The organism is Pantoea sp. LMR881 (assembly GCF_027157825.1).
Classification (GTDB): Bacteria; Pseudomonadota; Gammaproteobacteria; order Enterobacterales; family Enterobacteriaceae; genus Pantoea; species Pantoea haifensis.
In genome coordinates this window covers 1,043,006-1,059,392 of the sequence record NZ_JAPVOK010000002.1, presented here as the reverse complement: position 1 = coordinate 1,059,392, position 16,387 = coordinate 1,043,006, and the positions used below count along the sequence as shown (strand labels likewise).

Annotated in this window: 12 protein-coding genes and 6 pseudogenes; 12 read left to right on the top strand and 6 right to left on the bottom strand. The window is 51.7% G+C overall.

What is annotated here, in order from left to right; all coding sequences use genetic code 11:
- Positions 1 to 14: 14 nt before the first annotated feature.
- Positions 15 to 1,216 (top strand): annotated as a pseudogene (locus O3W44_RS06825) (serine hydrolase).
- Between the two features lie 35 nt (positions 1,217 to 1,251).
- On the opposite strand, the gene ybjG reads toward O3W44_RS06825, so the two are convergent.
- Together ybjG and O3W44_RS06815 are read right to left on the bottom strand one after the other, a co-directional pair.
- Positions 1,252 to 1,857 carry an undecaprenyl-diphosphate phosphatase gene (ybjG, locus tag O3W44_RS06820; protein WP_269294381.1) on the bottom strand — a complete coding sequence of 202 codons (606 nt, stop codon included), beginning with the start codon at positions 1,855 to 1,857 and terminating at the stop codon, positions 1,252 to 1,254.
- Positions 1,858 to 2,266: 409 nt separating this feature from the next.
- A pseudogene (locus O3W44_RS06815) lies at positions 2,267 to 3,954 on the bottom strand (aspartate:alanine antiporter).
- Positions 3,955 to 4,210: 256 nt separating this feature from the next.
- Here O3W44_RS06815 and ybjM point away from each other — a divergent pair.
- On the top strand, positions 4,211 to 4,576 hold the full coding sequence (ybjM, locus tag O3W44_RS06810) for an inner membrane protein YbjM (RefSeq protein ID WP_269292479.1): 366 nt from the start codon (positions 4,211 to 4,213) through the stop codon (positions 4,574 to 4,576).
- 197 nt (positions 4,577 to 4,773) lie between these two features.
- Here ybjM and O3W44_RS06805 read toward each other — a convergent pair whose 3' ends face one another.
- On the bottom strand, positions 4,774 to 5,037 hold the full coding sequence (locus O3W44_RS06805; RefSeq protein WP_269292477.1) for a GrxA family glutaredoxin: 264 nt from the start codon (positions 5,035 to 5,037) through the stop codon (positions 4,774 to 4,776).
- 237 nt (positions 5,038 to 5,274) lie between these two features.
- On the opposite strand from O3W44_RS06805, the pseudogene O3W44_RS24665 reads away from it, so the two are divergent.
- The 10 genes and pseudogenes from O3W44_RS24665 to rlmC form a co-directional block, all read left to right on the top strand.
- Positions 5,275 to 5,433: pseudogene (locus O3W44_RS24665) on the top strand (DUF1418 family protein); the annotation flags it as partial.
- Positions 5,434 to 5,541: 108 nt separating this feature from the next.
- Positions 5,542 to 6,264, top strand: coding sequence for an oxygen-insensitive NADPH nitroreductase (gene nfsA, locus O3W44_RS06795; RefSeq protein ID WP_269294380.1), 723 nt, complete (start codon positions 5,542 to 5,544; stop codon positions 6,262 to 6,264).
- A 21-nt stretch (positions 6,265 to 6,285) separates the two neighbouring features.
- Positions 6,286 to 7,188 carry a 30S ribosomal protein S6--L-glutamate ligase gene (rimK, locus tag O3W44_RS06790; protein WP_269294379.1) on the top strand — a complete coding sequence of 301 codons (903 nt, stop codon included), beginning with the start codon at positions 6,286 to 6,288 and terminating at the stop codon, positions 7,186 to 7,188.
- A gap of 87 nt (positions 7,189 to 7,275) precedes the next feature.
- Complete coding sequence (locus O3W44_RS06785; protein ID WP_269292476.1) at positions 7,276 to 7,758, top strand: YbjN domain-containing protein; 483 nt, start codon at positions 7,276 to 7,278, stop codon at positions 7,756 to 7,758.
- A 372-nt stretch (positions 7,759 to 8,130) separates the two neighbouring features.
- The gene (potF, locus tag O3W44_RS06780) at positions 8,131 to 9,240 is read left to right on the top strand and encodes a spermidine/putrescine ABC transporter substrate-binding protein PotF (RefSeq protein WP_269292475.1); all 1,110 of its coding nucleotides are present in this window, start codon (positions 8,131 to 8,133) and stop codon (positions 9,238 to 9,240) included.
- 122 nt (positions 9,241 to 9,362) lie between these two features.
- Positions 9,363 to 10,496, top strand: coding sequence for a putrescine ABC transporter ATP-binding subunit PotG (gene potG / locus O3W44_RS06775; RefSeq protein WP_269292474.1), 1,134 nt, complete (start codon positions 9,363 to 9,365; stop codon positions 10,494 to 10,496).
- 9 nt (positions 10,497 to 10,505) lie between these two features.
- Positions 10,506 to 11,468 carry a putrescine ABC transporter permease PotH gene (gene potH, locus O3W44_RS06770; RefSeq protein ID WP_269292473.1) on the top strand — a complete coding sequence of 321 codons (963 nt, stop codon included), beginning with the start codon at positions 10,506 to 10,508 and terminating at the stop codon, positions 11,466 to 11,468.
- A pseudogene (gene potI / locus O3W44_RS06765) lies at positions 11,465 to 12,309 on the top strand (putrescine ABC transporter permease PotI). Before potH ends, potI begins: the two are co-directional and overlap by 4 nt.
- 74 nt (positions 12,310 to 12,383) lie before the next feature.
- Positions 12,384 to 12,851, top strand: a complete 468-nt coding sequence (locus O3W44_RS06760; RefSeq protein ID WP_269292472.1) for a YbjO family protein — start codon at positions 12,384 to 12,386, stop codon at positions 12,849 to 12,851.
- Between the two features lie 48 nt (positions 12,852 to 12,899).
- Positions 12,900 to 14,029, top strand: a pseudogene (gene rlmC, locus O3W44_RS06755) (23S rRNA (uracil(747)-C(5))-methyltransferase RlmC).
- Between the two features lie 117 nt (positions 14,030 to 14,146).
- On the opposite strand, the gene artJ reads toward rlmC, so the two are convergent.
- The 3 genes and pseudogenes from artJ to artQ all read right to left on the bottom strand — a co-directional run bounded on the left by artJ (position 14,147) and on the right by artQ (position 16,385).
- Positions 14,147 to 14,878 carry an arginine ABC transporter substrate-binding protein gene (artJ, locus tag O3W44_RS06750; RefSeq protein ID WP_269292471.1) on the bottom strand — a complete coding sequence of 244 codons (732 nt, stop codon included), beginning with the start codon at positions 14,876 to 14,878 and terminating at the stop codon, positions 14,147 to 14,149.
- 123 nt (positions 14,879 to 15,001) lie between these two features.
- Positions 15,002 to 15,669 (bottom strand): annotated as a pseudogene (gene artM, locus O3W44_RS06745) (arginine ABC transporter permease ArtM).
- Complete coding sequence (artQ, locus tag O3W44_RS06740) at positions 15,669 to 16,385, bottom strand: arginine ABC transporter permease ArtQ (RefSeq protein WP_269292470.1); 717 nt, start codon at positions 16,383 to 16,385, stop codon at positions 15,669 to 15,671. The pseudogene artM and the gene artQ overlap by 1 nt, the downstream one beginning before the upstream one ends.
- Between the last annotated feature and the right edge of the window lie 2 nt (positions 16,386 to 16,387).

Below are 16,387 nucleotides of genomic sequence, written 5' to 3'. Positions count from 1 at the left end.
ATTCGGTCAAGCCCATGACAACTACTCGCTTCGCTTCTCGCCTGCGGCTCTTTGCTGCGACGTCTTTATTCCTCATTGCACCGGTGACCGTGTTTGCCGAGCAAGCGCCCAGTGCCCCTCAAATCGACGCCAAAGCCTGGATTTTAATCGATTATGCCAGCGGCAAAGTGCTGACTGAATCGAATGCCGACCAGCGCCTTGACCCGGCCAGCCTGACTAAAATGATGACCAGCTATGTGGTGGGTCAGGCAATCAAGGCGGGCAAAATAAAATCGGATGATATGGTCACGGTTGGTCAGGATGCATGGGCGACCGGTAACCCGAAACTAAAAGGTTCGTCGCTGATGTTTCTCAAGCCTGGCGATCGCATTCCGGTGCACGAACTTAATAAAGGGATTGTGATCCAGTCAGGAAACGATGCCTGTATTGCACTGGCGGACTATGTAGCCGGCAGTCAGGATTCGTTTATCGGTTTGATGAACAACTATGTAAAAGCACTCGGGCTGCAAAATACCCATTTTATGACGGTGCACGGTTTAGATGCTGAAGGTCAGTACAGCACCGCGCGCGATATGGCGCTGATTGGCCAGGCGCTGATTCGTGATGTGCCGGAAGAGTACGCCCTGAATAAAGAAAAAGAGTTTACCTTTAACAATATCCGTCAGCGGAACCGGAACCGCCTGTTGTGGAGCACGAATCTCAAGGTCGACGGCATCAAAACCGGTCATACGTCGGGCGCGGGAAATAATCTGGTGGCTTCAGCAACCGAGGGGGATATGCGTCTGATCTCCGTGGTGCTCGGCACGGCCAGCGACGCGATTCGTTTTCGTGAAAGTGAAAAGCTGTTGACCTGGGGTTTTCGCTTTTATGAAACGGTAACACCCATCAAAGCCGATGCGCCGTTTGCCCAGCAGCGCGTCTGGTTTGGCGACCGCAGCGAGGTTAACCTCGGCGTCGCGAAAGATGCAGCGTTAACCATTCCAAAAGGGCAAATGAAAAACCTGAAAGCCAGCTTTACGCTTAATTCACCGCAGCTTGAAGCGCCGCTGAAAAAGAATCAGGTGGTTGGCACCATCAATTTCCAGCTTGATGGCAAAACCATTGAACAGCGCCCGCTGGTTGTGATGCAGGATGTGCCTGAAGGGGCTTTTTCAGCCGCATCATTGATTTCGTGATGATGAAATTTAACGGCTGGTTTGGTAAATGGTTTAGCTGAATGCACAAGGGACGCCAAATGGCGTCCCTTTTAGATTAACTTTGCGTCCAGCCTTTGCGAATCGGAACAGCAAACAGGGCCCGATAAAGCGGGTTAAGCTTGTCCAGCAGGCGATGACCATAAATCTGCCAGGCAAGATGCGACGCCAGACAGCCCAGCATGCCCACCAGCAATCCTCCCAGCATATCCATTGGCCAGTGTACGCCCAGATAAATACGTGACCAGGCGATAGCACCGCCGACCACCATCAATATTATTCCCGACCACACGCGATGCCAGAAAATAAACGCCAGGGCGAAAGTGAAAATTGTGGTGCCGTGATCGCTGGGATAAGAATCATCGGGCGCATGAGGCAGGAACTGATGGCCTAATCCAATAGCGAAGGGACGCGGGTGCGGCAGAAGCTGTCCGACACACCAGGAAATGGCTAATGCGTAAAGCAGCGCCATGCCGGTTTTTAATACCAGCACGCGTTGAGATTCAACCTGCTCGCGTGGACCCCATAACCACAGCGCGACAATGAGCAGCGGCACAATAGCAATTACGTCTTTGGCAATAAATGTCGCCAGCTGGAGCAGCCAGGCGGGTGATGTCGGCGTGGCATTGATCAACATAAACAGCGAGCGGTTCAGCGCGTCCATTATCGGCAGGGTTCCTCTTTGAAAAGTCTGGATCAGATCCAGAATGGGGTGTTGTGTGCAAAAAGCGGTTTCAAAAAGCAGCAGCGTTGCGGTGACAAACATCAGGCTGCTTAAAACTGAGCGCACAAATTGCTAACAAAATAAAGGGGCTATCCTGGAAGGATAAGGCGGCATCGTCCATAGCAGAGGTCTTAATCTTAGCGGTGGTTGCAAAACGGTTTAATTTTGATGATACCTTCATGAAGCCTTATCAGAGGCGGCTGGTAGTATACAGCGGGGAAGCAGACATAAAAAAACCCGCTAGCTAAATCACTAACGGGCTCCACAATTTGGGGATTTCAAAGAAAAGCAGTGGCACTTAATCAGACTGTGACCTGAAAAAAAAGTTCTGGACTCCGCTAAAAAAATTTTATAAGGGCAAAATGGGCCAGATAATCACAATAAGCGTACCCGCCAGGGTCAGTAATACATTGGCAATTGCATAGGTGCCTGCATAACCCAGCGCCGGAATGTTGCTTCGTGCGGTATCACTGATGATTTCCATGGCGGGTGCACAGGTGCGTGCGCCCATAATCGCACCAAACAGCAAAGCGCGGTTCATGCGTAGCACATAGGCACCAAACAGATAGCAGATCACCACGGGCAGCAGACTGACCAGCAATCCACACAGCAGCATTAACGCGCCATCACTGCTCAACCCGTGATTGATGCCGCTGCCTGCGCTCAGGCCGACGCCAGCCATAAACACCATCAGTCCAAACTCTTTCACCATGGTCAACGCACCCTGGGAATGTAACCAAAAGTCGGATGGTTAGCGCGCAGAAAGCCGAGCATGATGCCTGCAAACAGTAAGCCTGCGGCATTACCGATGCCAAAACTAAAGTTGCTGAACTGAAATGTAATCAACCCAATCATCAGGCCCACAATAAAGAAGGCGCAAAATGCCAGCAAATCTGTCATCTGACTGTGAATGGCGATAAAACCGATACGATCGGCCACGCTTTTTACCCGCCGCGCTTCGCCGCTTACCTGCAACACATCACCTTTGTTTAACAGGATATTGTCGTCGATGGGCATTTCAATCTGGCTGCGGATCACCCGGTTGAGGAAACAGCCGTGGTCGGTAAGGTTGAGTTTACTGAGTCGCTTGTTGACCGCATTGTGGTTTTTCACCACAATTTCTTCCGTCACAATACGCATGTCTAACAGATCGCGGTCAAACACCTCTTTACCGTTACGGAAACTGGGATCGAGGCGGGCATGGGCATCAGGATAACCGACCAGTGAAATATCATCGCCCAGCTGTAGCACGGCATCGCCATCGGGGCTGGCAATGATGCCATTGCGGCGAATACGCTCGATATAGCAACCGGTCTGCCGATAGATCCCTAACTCACGCAGGTTTTTCCCACCGCTCCATTCCACCAGTTCAGGGCCTACGCGATAAGCACGGATCACCGGCAGAAAAACTTTGCGCTGGCTGTCTGCATCCAGACCGCGTTCACGCGCGATTTGTTGGGCGCAGGTCGGTAAATCCTGATGTTGCAGGCGCGGTAAGTAGCGCGCGCCAAAGATCAAACTGACCAGGCCGATCAGATAAGTGATGGCATAACCAAGGCTCAAATGATCCTGCATTAACGCAAGCTGTTGGCTGTCGCTGATACTTTGTCGTAGCGTATCGCCAGCGCCAACCAGCACGGGTGTTGAGGTCATTGAACCTGCCAGCATGCCGGCGGTTAAGCCAATATCCCAGCCAAACAGTTTCCCCAGGCCCAGCGCCAGCGCCAGGGCGCTCACCACCATGACGATGGCCAGCATGAAATAGTTTTTGCCGTCGCGAAAAAAGATGGAGAAAAAGTTTGGGCCAGCTTCAATGCCGACACAAAAAATAAACAGCATAAAGCCGAGGCTTAAGGCGTCAGTATTAATGGAGAAGTGTTGTTGACCCAGTAATAACGAAATGACCAATACACCAATGGAATTTCCGAGCTGAACCGAACCAAGACGCAATTTTCCCAGGCACAGCCCGAGTGCTAAAACGACAAATAATAACAGTACGTCATTTCCGCTTAACAATCCTGCGACGTTTATATTCACTGTTTAACTTCTTGTTTACATGTAACCTGTTGAAGAGTGGCTTGTTTTTCGCTATCTTGAGCAAGCCGTTTACGCCCTGCAATGAAACAACAGAGACAGGAGCTGATAACGCGGCGGCTATTCTAATCATAAAAAACTTCATCAGCCATTGGCGCTATTCATCTGTTACCACAACGGACTGTTTCTTTTTATTTCCACCTGAGCGCATCAGGGAAAACGTCGGGTTTGTATAAAAGTTTCTGATCAGTGGGGTGATATGCCGCAGCGTTCTTTTTTCTGGACAACACATATTCTTGGCGTGGTGATTTACGGTCTGATATTTATTTACGCACACAATTTTTGGCAGATGAATAATGCGCCAGTGCGCGGTCAGCCAGAATTACTATTGTTCATGCTTCCCGGCGTCTGTATGGCACTTTTGCAAGCAAAGAGTCCGCTGAAAAGCACTGTGCTGATAGCCTGTTGGGGCACGCTGCTGGCTGCCATGCTGTTAAACAGTACGCTGCTCTTATCCGGGCAATGGTTGTATTTAAGCGCGTGGATTTTGAGTGCCATATTTTGGGCGGGCTGTGGTGCGCTGCTGGTGCGCTTGTTGCGAATAGTTTGGGTAATGAGAAATTAGGTCAAACATTTCAGGCGAGCAGCCAGATGCGGGATAGTTCGGCCAGCCGCGCAAAGATCTCATCTTCATGTGGATTGGCCTGGACGTGTCGCTTTTCATGCGCGCCATGCCTGTCCGGTAAGCCTGGCCACTGCTGGTTAAAACACAACAGGTAGCAAGGCCGTTCATTGTTCTGGACGGCCTTGCGTTTAAATATCTTAAGCGTTAAACCCTAAATTCTCTTTTGTCCATGCAGCAAAATCGGTGTAGCCGCCAATGTGTTGCTCATCTAAAAAGATTTGCGGCACGGTGCTCACCGGCTTGCCTGCGCTGGCTTCTAAATCTGCTTTCGTAATGCCTTCCGCCTGAATATCAACATACTGATAACTAAAATCGTCACGATCGGCGGTCAGCTTGTCAGCCAGTTCTTTGGCGCGAACACAATAAGGGCAACCCGGACGACCAAAAATTACAGCAATCATTGAGAACTCCTTGCAGAGACGGTTATGTGATCTGTATCACGTAACAGCATTGAGAATGGCACACATCATGCCCGCTCGTACCGCTTAAAGAAAGCAGGATTTACCTGTTAGTCTAATGCCCGCTGTCTATAGCCCTTGCACGGGCTGATCCACCTGAGACAGGGACTCAGGCGATGGGCAAGCGTTTAAGGATTAACCATAATTGACCACTAAACCGGTGTGAAGCAGGAGCAGGGGATGCGCAATCTGGCGAGATTACCGAAACCCATTTTGATACTGGAAGCCGCTGGCGGGCTGATGATTATCGGCGCATTGCTGTTGATCAATCACTGGGTGCCGGCGCCCAACCATGTCGACAGCAAAACGCTGGCGACAGGGCTGCTACTATTAGGCGTCGTATTGATGCTGCCTGCTGCCTGGCTAGTAATGTGGCGCACCGCAAAGCTATGGCGCCGCAGTTATTCAACCACACCGACAAGAAAAAATAATTTTGCTGGAGAGTTTATGACACCGACAATTGATTTACTGTGTAGCCACCGTTCCATTCGCGCATTTACCGACCAGCCCGTGAGCGAAGCGCAACGCGAGGCGATTATTGCCGCGGCGCAATCGGCATCCACATCCAGCTTTTTGCAGTGTTCTTCTATCGTTCGCATCACCGATAAAGCACTGCGTGATCAGTTAGTCTCGCTAACCGGTGGCCAGCCATGGGTCGCGGATGCGGCGGAGTTTTGGGTATTCTGCGCTGATTTCAACCGCCATCTGCAAATCTGTCCTGATGCCCAACTGGGGCGCGCCGAACAATTGCTGTTGGGCTGCGTGGATACGGCATTAATGGCGCAAAATGCGATGATCGCAGCGGAATCGATGGATCTCGGTGGCGTGTTTATTGGTGGCATTCGTAACAGCATTGCGCAGGTCACAGCGTTACTGGAACTGCCGAAATTTGTGTTGCCGCTCTTTGGCTTCTGCATAGGTTATCCCGAAGCTGTCCCTGACCTCAAACCGCGGATACCACAAACGATGCTGGTACATGAAAACCGCTACAGTCCACTCGATCCGGCGGTGCTGGCTGATTATGATAGCCGCACAGCGATTTACTATGAGCAGCGCGACAGCAACCAGCGCAGCGAAACCTGGAGCCAGTTGATTCAGCGCCTGATTGTGAAAGAAACGCGCCCGTTTATGCTGGACTATTTGCACCAGCAAGGTTGGGCGACACGCTAATCTGACCCAAGGAATATCATGATGAAAATGGCCATACTGTCGCGTGATGGATCGCTTTACTCGTGCCGTCGTTTACGTGAAGTTGCCGAACAGCGTGGTCATTTTATTCAAATCATCGATCCGCTTTCCTGTTACATGAATATCAATCCCGCTTCGCCCGCCGTGCACTATCGCGGCGAACCTCTCGGTCATTTCGACGCCGTTATTCCTCGCATCGGCACAGCCATTACCTTTTATGGTACGGCGGTGCTGCGCCAGTTTGAAATGTGCGGCAGTTATTCGCTGAATGAGTCGGTTGCTATCAGCCGCGCACGCGATAAATTGCGTTCACTGCAACTCCTGGCGCGGGAAGGCATCGATATGCCGGTGACCGGTTTTGCTTCATCGCCTGATGACACCAGCGATCTCATCGCCATGGTGGGCGGCGCGCCGCTGGTCGTTAAGCTGGTAGAAGGCACGCAGGGCATTGGGGTGGTGCTGGCAGAAACACGTCAGGCAGCAGAAAGCGTTATCGATGCGTTTCGCGGGCTGAATGCCCACATACTGGTTCAGGAATTTATCAAAGAAGCACAGGGCCGGGATATACGGTGCCTGGTAATTGGTAATGAGGTCGTCGCAGCGATCGAACGTGAAGCAAAAGAGGGTGATTTCCGCTCTAACCTGCACCGCGGTGGCAAAGCTCACCCCGTTGCCATTACCGATCAGGAGCGCGAAATAGCGGTCAAGGCGGCAGCCACGCTGGGGCTGGATGTCGCGGGTGTCGATATTCTGCGCGCTGCACGCGGACCACTGGTAATGGAGGTTAACGCCTCGCCAGGATTAGAAGGTATCGAAACCACCAGCGGCCTTAACATTGCTGGCATGATGATCGACTGGATTGAAAAACATGCTGTAGCGGGGCACCATCCGAAAACCGCTGGCTAACCCGTGCTTTTCGGCGGTTTTCGTGGCGTCACTGCTAATTTTTCCGTAAGCTTAGTCGCCTGTTTATTCACCCCTTGGGATTTTACGATGGATTCTCTTGTCGTTCCAGATATCGACCTGTTGCGTCGCTGGCTGGATCAGCAAAATATCACCTGGTTCGAATGCGATGCCTGTCAGGCTCTTCATCTGCCGCACATGCAAAACTTTGAAGGGGTGTTTGACGCCAAAATCGATCTGGTCGACGGTGTTATTCTGTTTTCTGCGTTGGCTGAAGTGAAGCCGACGGCACTGATTCCGTTGGTCGGCGATCTGTCACAGATCAATGCCAGCTCCCTGACGGTGAAAGCGTTCATCGATATTCAGGATGATAACTTGCCGAAGCTGATTGTTTGCCAGGCAATGACCACCACGGCAGGCTTAACCTTTGGTCAGTTTGCCCACTTTATGAAGCAGAGCGAAGAGCAAATTTCTATGGTCATTATGGAAGCGTTTGCCAACAATCTGCTGATGATGAGTGAAGATGATGAAGAGCGCCCGGCAACAATCCTGGGCCATTCAATGCTGCACTAAACCTTGCCTGATTTAACTGCTGCATTTTGCAGCAGTTTCCCTCTCTGCCTTACCACGTTTTATTCTGCATTTTGCCCTTAATCGCCACATATCTGTCGTGCTTTATGCCATCAAAGCCGAACCTCATAGCTTAAACATGCATAAAATATCGCGAACAGGCGTTTTTTACGCTGAGGTCTGGTGAACAGTTACGTGTGGGGCTATTCTTGCGGGGCTGCTTCGGCCTTGTAAACGCAGCGCAGGTATAGGTTTTTACTATTAAACTCCCGCTGAATAATGATTCATTGTGTCACTGACTTTACGCACAGAACGCAACGTTAGGATCAGAGAGTTACAGCGTTGTGATGACCCCGCTCAGGAGGAAGAAAAAACATGTTCAACCAACGTCAAACATGGTTGTCAGGTGTGGTTGCTGGCGTGCTGATGGCAGTTTCTGCCGGCACCATGGCGGAAGATAAAACCTTGCACGTTTACAACTGGTCCGATTATATCTCGCCAGACACCGTGCCAAATTTTCAAAAACAGACTGGCATTAAAGTCGTCTATGACGTGTTTGACTCCAACGAAGTGCTGGAAGGCAAACTGATGGCAGGCAGCACCGGTTATGACGTTGTGGTGCCATCTTCCAGCTTCCTGGCGCGCCAGCTGCAATCTGGCGTGTTTCAGCCGCTGGACAGAAGCAAACTGCCGAACTATAAAAATCTCGATCCGGCGCTGATGGAAAAGGTGGCGCAGCACGATCCAGACAATAAATATGCGATTCCTTATCTGTGGGGCACCACCGGCATCGGTTATAACGTTGACAAAGTGAAAGCGGCCCTGGGCGCTGACGCACCGGTTAACAGTTGGGATCTGGTGCTTAAGCCAGAAAATCTCGAAAAGCTGAAAAGCTGCGGTGTCTCTTTCCTTGATGCGCCAGAAGAGATTTTCGCCACCGTACTGAACTACCTCGGCAAAGATCCTAACAGCTCAGACGCGAAAGATTACTCGGGTGCGGCGACCGATCTGCTGCTGAAGTTGCGTCCGAATATTCGCTACTTCCACTCTTCGCAATACATCAACGATCTGGCTAACGGCAACATCTGTGTAGCGATTGGCTGGTCAGGCGATATTCTGCAGGCGAAGAACCGTGCGGATGAAGCGAAAAACGGTGTCAATCTGGGCTACAGCGTGCCGAAAGAGGGCGCACTGGCATTCTTTGACATGATGGCGATTCCAAAAGACGCGAAAAATCTTGATGCGGCTTACCAGTGGCTGAACTACATCATGGATCCCAAAGTGATGGCGGATATTTCCAATAAAGTGAATTACGCCAACGGTAACAAAGCGTCGCTGCCGCTGATTAACGCTGATGTGCGTAACAATCCGGGTATCTTCCCAACGCCGGAAGCCATGTCCAAATTGTTCGTGCTGAAAGTCCAGGATCCAAAACTGGATCGTGTGCGTACGCGTGCATGGACTAAAGTAAAAAGTGGTAAGTAATTCGTTCTGAACGAGTTGATTACATCAAAACAGCAACAGAGGCGCAGTGATGGCCTCTGTTGTGCCATTTTTAGCGGCTGGCTTTGCCGTGCCGTTCCGCCTGGCCCCGGAGATTAACGTTAGTGAATGATGCGATTCCCCGTCCTCAAAATAAAACCGCAAAGGCGTTAACGCCGCTGCTGGAAATTCGTAACCTGACCAAATCTTTTGACGGACAGCACGCCGTTGATGATGTCAGCCTGACCATTTACAAAGGTGAAATTTTCGCTCTGCTGGGTGCATCCGGCTGTGGAAAATCAACCCTGTTACGCATGCTGGCCGGGTTTGAGCCGCCGACCAGCGGTCAAATTGTGCTGGATGGGCAAGATCTTTCGCACGTTGCGCCTTATCAGCGTCCCATCAACATGATGTTTCAGTCTTATGCGCTGTTCCCACACATGACGGTGGAACAGAATATCGCCTTTGGTCTGAAACAGGACAAGTTGCCAAAAGCTGAAATTACCCAGCGCGTTGAAGAGATGCTGACGCTGGTGCATATGCAGGAGTACGCTAAACGTAAACCGCATCAGCTTTCGGGTGGTCAGCGTCAGCGCGTGGCGCTGGCGCGTAGTCTGGCAAAACGCCCTAAGCTGCTGCTGCTGGATGAACCCATGGGCGCGCTGGATAAAAAGCTGCGTGACCGCATGCAGCTTGAAGTGGTGGATATCCTTGAGCGCGTCGGCGCTACCTGCGTCATGGTAACGCACGATCAGGAAGAAGCGATGACCATGGCGGGCCGTATCGCCATTATGAATCGCGGTAAATTTGTACAGATTGGCGAGCCGGAAGAGATTTACGAGCATCCAACCAGCCGTTACAGCGCCGAATTTATCGGCTCGGTTAACGTCTTTGAAGGCTTACTGCGCGAGCGCCGTGAAGATGGACTGGTGATTGAAAGCCCAGGCCTGGTGCATCCGCTGAAAGTCGATTCCGATGTCTCGATAACCGACAACGTGCCCGTTCATGTCGCACTGCGCCCGGAAAAAGTAATGCTGTGCGAAGAGGTGCCAGCTGATGGCTGCAACTTTGCCGTGGGTGAGGTGGTGCATATTGCTTATTTAGGCGATCTGTCCATTTTCCATGTGCGCTTACGCAGCGGCCAAATGATCAGCGCGCAATTGCAAAATGCACATCGTTATCGCAAAGGGTTACCGACATGGGGCGATGAAGTCCGTCTCTGCTGGGATAGCGACAGCTGCGTGGTGTTGACGGTTTAAGGAGTCGCAATGAGCCAGATTTTTCAACGCAGCAAAGCGCCAGCCCGACTGGTTGGCACGCCGCTGCAACGCTGGATGACGCGCATCAAAATGCAGCATGGCCGCAAGTTAGTCATCGCATTGCCTTATCTTTGGCTGGTGCTGTTTTTCCTGCTGCCGTTCCTGATCGTGTTAAAGATCAGCTTTGCGGATATTGCACGTGCAATCCCGCCCTACACGGAATTAATCAGTTGGGCCGACGATCAGTTCAGCATTATTCTTAACTTTGCTAACTATCTGCAGCTCACTGACGATCCGCTGTATATCGATGCCTATTTACAGTCGTTAAAGGTCGCGGCGATCTCAACGATAATCTGTTTGTTGATTGGTTATCCGCTGGCGTGGGCGGTGGCGCACAGTAAACCTTCAATGCGCACTATTTTGCTGCTGTTGGTGATCCTGCCGTCGTGGACCTCTTTTTTAGTGCGCGTTTACGCCTGGATGGGACTGCTTAATAACAACGGCATCCTTAACCGCTTTCTGATGTGGCTTGGCGTGATCGATCATCCGCTGGTGATCCTTTACACCAACACTGCGGTTTATATCGGTATTGTTTACTGCTATTTGCCGTTTATGGTGTTGCCGATCTATACCGCATTAACCCGCATCGATTATTCGCTGGTGGAAGCGTCGCTTGATTTAGGCGCGCGTCCGTTAAAAACCTTTTTCAGCGTGATTGTGCCGTTGACCAAAGGCGGCATTATTGCCGGTTCAATGCTGGTATTTATCCCGGCAGTTGGAGAGTACGTTATCCCGGAACTGCTTGGCGGCCCTGACAGCATCATGATTGGACGCATTTTGTGGCAGGAGTTCTTCAACAACCGTGACTGGCCGGTGGCCTCAGCGTTGGCGGTAATTATTCTGCTGATTTTGATCCTGCCAATCATCTGGTTCCATAAACATCAAAACCGTGAACTGGGAGAGAAAGGATGAATAATCTGCCAACGATCCGCTCGCCCTGGCGTACCGCGATTCTGACGTGCTGCTTTCTGTTTCTCTATGCGCCGATGCTGCTGCTGGTAATTTACTCCTTTAACAGCTCGCAGCTGGTTACGGTGTGGGAAGGGGTTTCACTCCACTGGTATAAAGTGCTGTTTCAGGACAGTGCGATGATTGACGCCGTGGTGCTCAGCCTCACGATTGCCGGCCTGTCAGCAACGATGGCCGTCGTGCTTGGTACGCTGGCGGCGGTGATTATCGTGCGTTTTGGCCGCTTCCGGGGACATAACGGTTTCGCCTTTATGCTGACCGCTCCGCTGGTGATGCCAGATGTGATCACCGGCCTGTCGCTGCTGCTGCTGTTTGTGGCGATTGGCAATGCGATTGGCTGGCCCAGCGAACGTGGCATGCTGACTATCTGGCTGGCACACGTCACGTTTTGTACTGCATACGTGGCGGTGGTGATCAATTCGCGCCTGCGTGAACTGGATCGCTCAATAGAAGAAGCGGCGATGGATTTGGGCGCGACGCCGCTGAAAGTCTTTTTGTCATTACCGTGCCCATGATCACGCCGGCTATTGTGACTGGCTGGCTGCTGGCTTTCACGCTTTCGCTTGATGATCTGGTCATTGCCAGCTTCGTTACCGGCCCAGGCGCGACGACGCTGCCGATGGCAATCTTTGCTACCGTACGTCGCGGTGTGAATCCAGAAATTAACGCGCTGGCTTCACTGATTCTGTTTGTGGTCGGCTTAGTGGGCTTTATCGCCTGGCGCGTTATGGCACATGAAGAAAAACAACGTTTAAGCGATATTCAGAAAGCTAAACGTGGCTGAAATCCGTAACTTTTGCCACTATATGAATGGGCTGGTTTTCCAGCCCATTTTCTATGGCGCGCGGAGCACGGAACATGTCAGAAATTCTAAAACATAGCTCAGTTTTACCAGATGCCCCGGTTCCGGTTACGGTGGCAGGCATTGCTATCATTGCAACGCGCTGTCTTAGCGTATTGATGCTGGTCAATGAGCTGGGCTACACCGAAATGGCTAACTTTGTGCATCGTAGCGCGCAAGCCTGGGATTCAACCTTTATCTTTGTCGCCAGCCAGCTGATTTTTTTGTTTGAGCTGCGCTGCGCGTTTACGTTAATGCGCGGCAGTCATCGTGGACGCTGGGGTTATGTTGCCACGCAGGTCGTTGTACTGGCCTATATGCTGTTGGCCTCAACGGGCTGGATCTATCCGGAAATCTTCAGTATCAGCGGCGCAAATAACACCCAGATAGTGCACCATACGTTGCTGCACAAACTGCCTGATCTGTTGATTATCGGGCTGTTGTTCATGCCAGCCAGCAGCCGCGCATTTTTCCATAAGCAGTGATACAATCACGCTCCGCTTGACCTTCCCACAGTAAATACAGGCTTTACCATGCATTGCGCGCTTTATAACGCAGACCACTGCCAGTCTTGTCAGTGGCTGGAAAAACCCTATTCGCAACAGCTCTCTCATAAACAATCACTGCTTGAACAGTTACTGGCACACCAGCCGGTAGGGCAGTGGTTACCGCCGGTGACATCGGCTGAACAGGGTTTTCGTAACAAAGCCAAAATGGTGGTGAGCGGCAGCGTTGAGCGGCCAGTGTTAGGCATGGTGCAGCGTGAGGGCGATGCGATCGATCTCTGTGCGTGTCCGCTTTATCCTGCCAGCTTTGCCCGTGTGTTTGAGGTGTTAAAGCCCTTTATTGCGCGCGCAGGACTCACGCCTTATAACGTCGCACGTAAACGCGGTGAGCTGAAATTTCTGCTATTAACCGAAAGCACGCAGGGCGGAATGATGTTGCGCTTTGTATTGCGCTCAAAAACGAAGCTGGATCAACTGCGCACGGCGCTGCCCTGGCTACAGCAGCAACTGCCCCAGTTGCGTGTCGTTTCTGCCAATATTCAACCCGTGCACATGGCGATTCTCGAAGGTGAGGAAGAGATTGCACTGACGCCGGAGCAGGCGCTGGCGGAAAACTTTAATAACGTGCCGCTGTGGATCCGGCCGCAAAGCTTTTCCAGACCAATCCGCAGGTTGCTAAAGCGTTGTACGCAACGGCGCGTGACTGGACAAGAGCACTGTCGGTTACCAGCATGTGGGATCTGTTTTGCGGGGTCGGGGGTTTCGGTTTGCACTGTGCGACGCCAGCAATGTCGCTGACGGGCATTGAAATTAGTGCAGAAGCCATTGCTTGTGCACAACACTCAGCAGAAATGCTGGGGTTAAAGCGCGTAAACTTTGCCGCACTCGATTCAACCGCTTTTGCGACCTCACGTGAGGCGGTGCCGCAGCTGGTATTAGTGAATCCACCGCGTCGCGGCATAGGCCACGCACTGTGTGACTATCTCAGCGAAATGGCGCCGGATTACCTGCTTTATTCAAGTTGTAACCCTGAAAGCATGGCGAAAGATATCGCCCGGTTATCTGCCTACGATGTGACGCGCGTGCAGCTGTTCGATATGTTTCCGCATACCTCACATTTTGAAGTGCTGACACTGCTCACGCGGCGGTGTCAGTGATTCAGCCTGAAACCCGTGCGCCGACGTGTCACGGGGAAAGGGCGGGCCAGCAAAGCGACACGCTGCGCTGAGGACGTGCAGAACCTGTCAGCGAATCAGCTTGCTGGCCCATAATTCTTACTCAGGAAACCACTTCTGATTGAGCTGCTGCCAGCTACCGTTAGCTTTCATCTCAGCCAGCGCGCCGTTTAGTTTTTGACGCAACGCATCGTTGCCTTTGCGCACTGCAATGCCAAGGCCAGTGCCAAAGTAATCAGCATCCGTTACATGCTCACCCACTGTGGCAAGATCGCTGTTGGTCTTCAGCCACTGATTCACGACCGCATTGTCGCCAAACACGCCATCCAGGCGACCATTTTTCATGTCCAGAATCGCGTTTTGATAGCTGTCATACGCCACCACAGTCACTTCAGGATGCTTATCCTGGAGGTATTTCTGATGGGTAGTGCCATTTTCAACGCCGATCCGTTTACCTTTCATCTGGCTGAGATCGCTGAACTTGCCTTTGCGGGCAATTACGATTGCGGAATTAGCGTAATAAGGCTGGGTGAAATCGACCTGCTTGCTACGCTCAGGGGTAATGTCCATACCTGAAATGATTGCGTCGTAACGACGAAACTTCAGCGAGGGGATCAGGCTGTCAAAAGCGTTGTTTGTAAAAGTACATTCTGCTTTTAACTGTTGGCATAACGCTTTAGCCAGATCGATATCAAACCCGACTAACTGATTTTCACGATCGAGGGATTCAAACGGAGGATAGGTTGCCGACGAGGCAAAACGGATTTTTTCTGCAGCGTTGGCACTCATTGCCAGAGTTGCCAGCGCAGCGGCAACTATCCATTTGTTCATATTACGGCTCCTGTAGAACGTCATTCTTCACACTTTCGACGGGCTACAAGATGCCAGTAAATGAATCTTTATGCAATAACTGTGATTAAATAAGTAATAAAGGCGAGAAATCTCGCCTAATTATTAACTGCGGCGCTCAAAGGCCAGTGCGCGCTTTTCGATCAGACGCATCATCAGCGTCAGCAGACCGTTGACACACAAATAGATCAGACCTGCGGCAGCAAATACCGTTACGTCATAGGTGCGGCCATAAAGCAGTTGCCCCTGTCCCATCACCTCCATCAGCGTAATGGTGTAGGCCAGTGACGTGCCTTTGAACACCAATACCACTTCGTTGGAGTAGGAGGAGAGGGCGCGTTTAAAGGCGTAAGGCAAAAGAATACGCAGCGTATCTTTCCGGTTCATTCCCAGCGCAGCACAGGATTGCCACTGACCAGAGGGGATCGCGCGTACCGCCCCATAAAAGAGCTGAGTAGTGTAAGCGGCACTGTTTAGCGATAACGCCAGCATCGCACAGAGCCAGGGCTGCGACAGAAGATGCCACAACCATGGAATTTGCTGGATACTGGGAAACTGACCAGGGCCGTAATAGATCAAAAAAATCTGCACCAGCAGCGGCGTGCCGGTAAACAGGGTGATAAAGCCTTTAACCAGCGGGTTGAGCAGGGGGTCTTCAGCGCCAGCACCACAGTAAACAGCAATGACAACACCAGCGCGACAATCAGTGAAGCCAGCGTCAACGTCAGGCTGGTGTGTAGCCCTTTCATCAATTCGGGTAGGTATTCGAGCATTAGCTGCTTCCCCGTTCAAACCGCGTGGTACGCAACTCAATGCGGCGCAGCACCGCCTGGCTAAACAGCGTAATCACCAGGTAAATCGCCGCCGCCACCAAAAACCAGGTAAAAGGTTCCTGAGTACGGGTAGCAATACTTTTGGTTTGTAGCATTAAATCGTTCACGCTAATCAGTGACACCAGCGCGGTATCTTTCAGTAACACCAGCCACTGGTTGCCTAAGCCAGGCAATGCGTGACGCCACATTTGCGGCATGATCAGGCGGAAAAATATCGCCGATTTTTTCATGCCCAGCGCCTGTCCTGATTCCCATTGCCCCACCGGCACCGCTTTAAGTGCACCGCGCAGGGTTTGTGAGGCGTAGGCGGCGTAAAGCATCGCCAGCGCAATCACGCCGCACAGGAAAGGACTAACGTCGAAATTCTCAATTTCTATCTGAATCGGCAACTGAAACAGGCCGAAATTAAGGGTAAAACCATCGGACAGTGTCAGCAGCAGTTGCGAGGCACCAAAATAGATAAACAGCACCACCAGAATTTCTGGCAGACCGCGAATCAACGTGACCAGCGCGGTGCCGAGCCACCCCAGCGGTTTCCAGCGCACCGACTCCCAGCCAGCAAAAATCATCGCCAGCACCAGGCCAGCGACGAGAGCACAAACAGCAAGGCCGACGGTCATGCCGGCGGCGCTTGCGAGCGGGATCATTTCACTCATTA

Coding starts and splice junctions, on each gene's coding strand:
- ybjG (WP_269294381.1), bottom strand. CDS start 1,857: ATGGACGCGCTGAACCGCTCGCTGTTTATGTTGATCAATGCCACGCCG.
- ybjM (WP_269292479.1), top strand. CDS start 4,211: ATGCCGCAGCGTTCTTTTTTCTGGACAACACATATTCTTGGCGTGGTG.
- O3W44_RS06805 (WP_269292477.1), bottom strand. CDS start 5,037: ATGATTGCTGTAATTTTTGGTCGTCCGGGTTGCCCTTATTGTGTTCGC.
- nfsA (WP_269294380.1), top strand. CDS start 5,542: ATGACACCGACAATTGATTTACTGTGTAGCCACCGTTCCATTCGCGCA.
- rimK (WP_269294379.1), top strand. CDS start 6,286: ATGAAAATGGCCATACTGTCGCGTGATGGATCGCTTTACTCGTGCCGT.
- O3W44_RS06785 (WP_269292476.1), top strand. CDS start 7,276: ATGGATTCTCTTGTCGTTCCAGATATCGACCTGTTGCGTCGCTGGCTG.
- potF (WP_269292475.1), top strand. CDS start 8,131: ATGTTCAACCAACGTCAAACATGGTTGTCAGGTGTGGTTGCTGGCGTG.
- potH (WP_269292473.1), top strand. CDS start 10,506: ATGAGCCAGATTTTTCAACGCAGCAAAGCGCCAGCCCGACTGGTTGGC.
- O3W44_RS06760 (WP_269292472.1), top strand. CDS start 12,384: ATGTCAGAAATTCTAAAACATAGCTCAGTTTTACCAGATGCCCCGGTT.
- artJ (WP_269292471.1), bottom strand. CDS start 14,878: ATGAACAAATGGATAGTTGCCGCTGCGCTGGCAACTCTGGCAATGAGT.
- artQ (WP_269292470.1), bottom strand. CDS start 16,385: ATGAGTGAAATGATCCCGCTCGCAAGCGCCGCCGGCATGACCGTCGGC.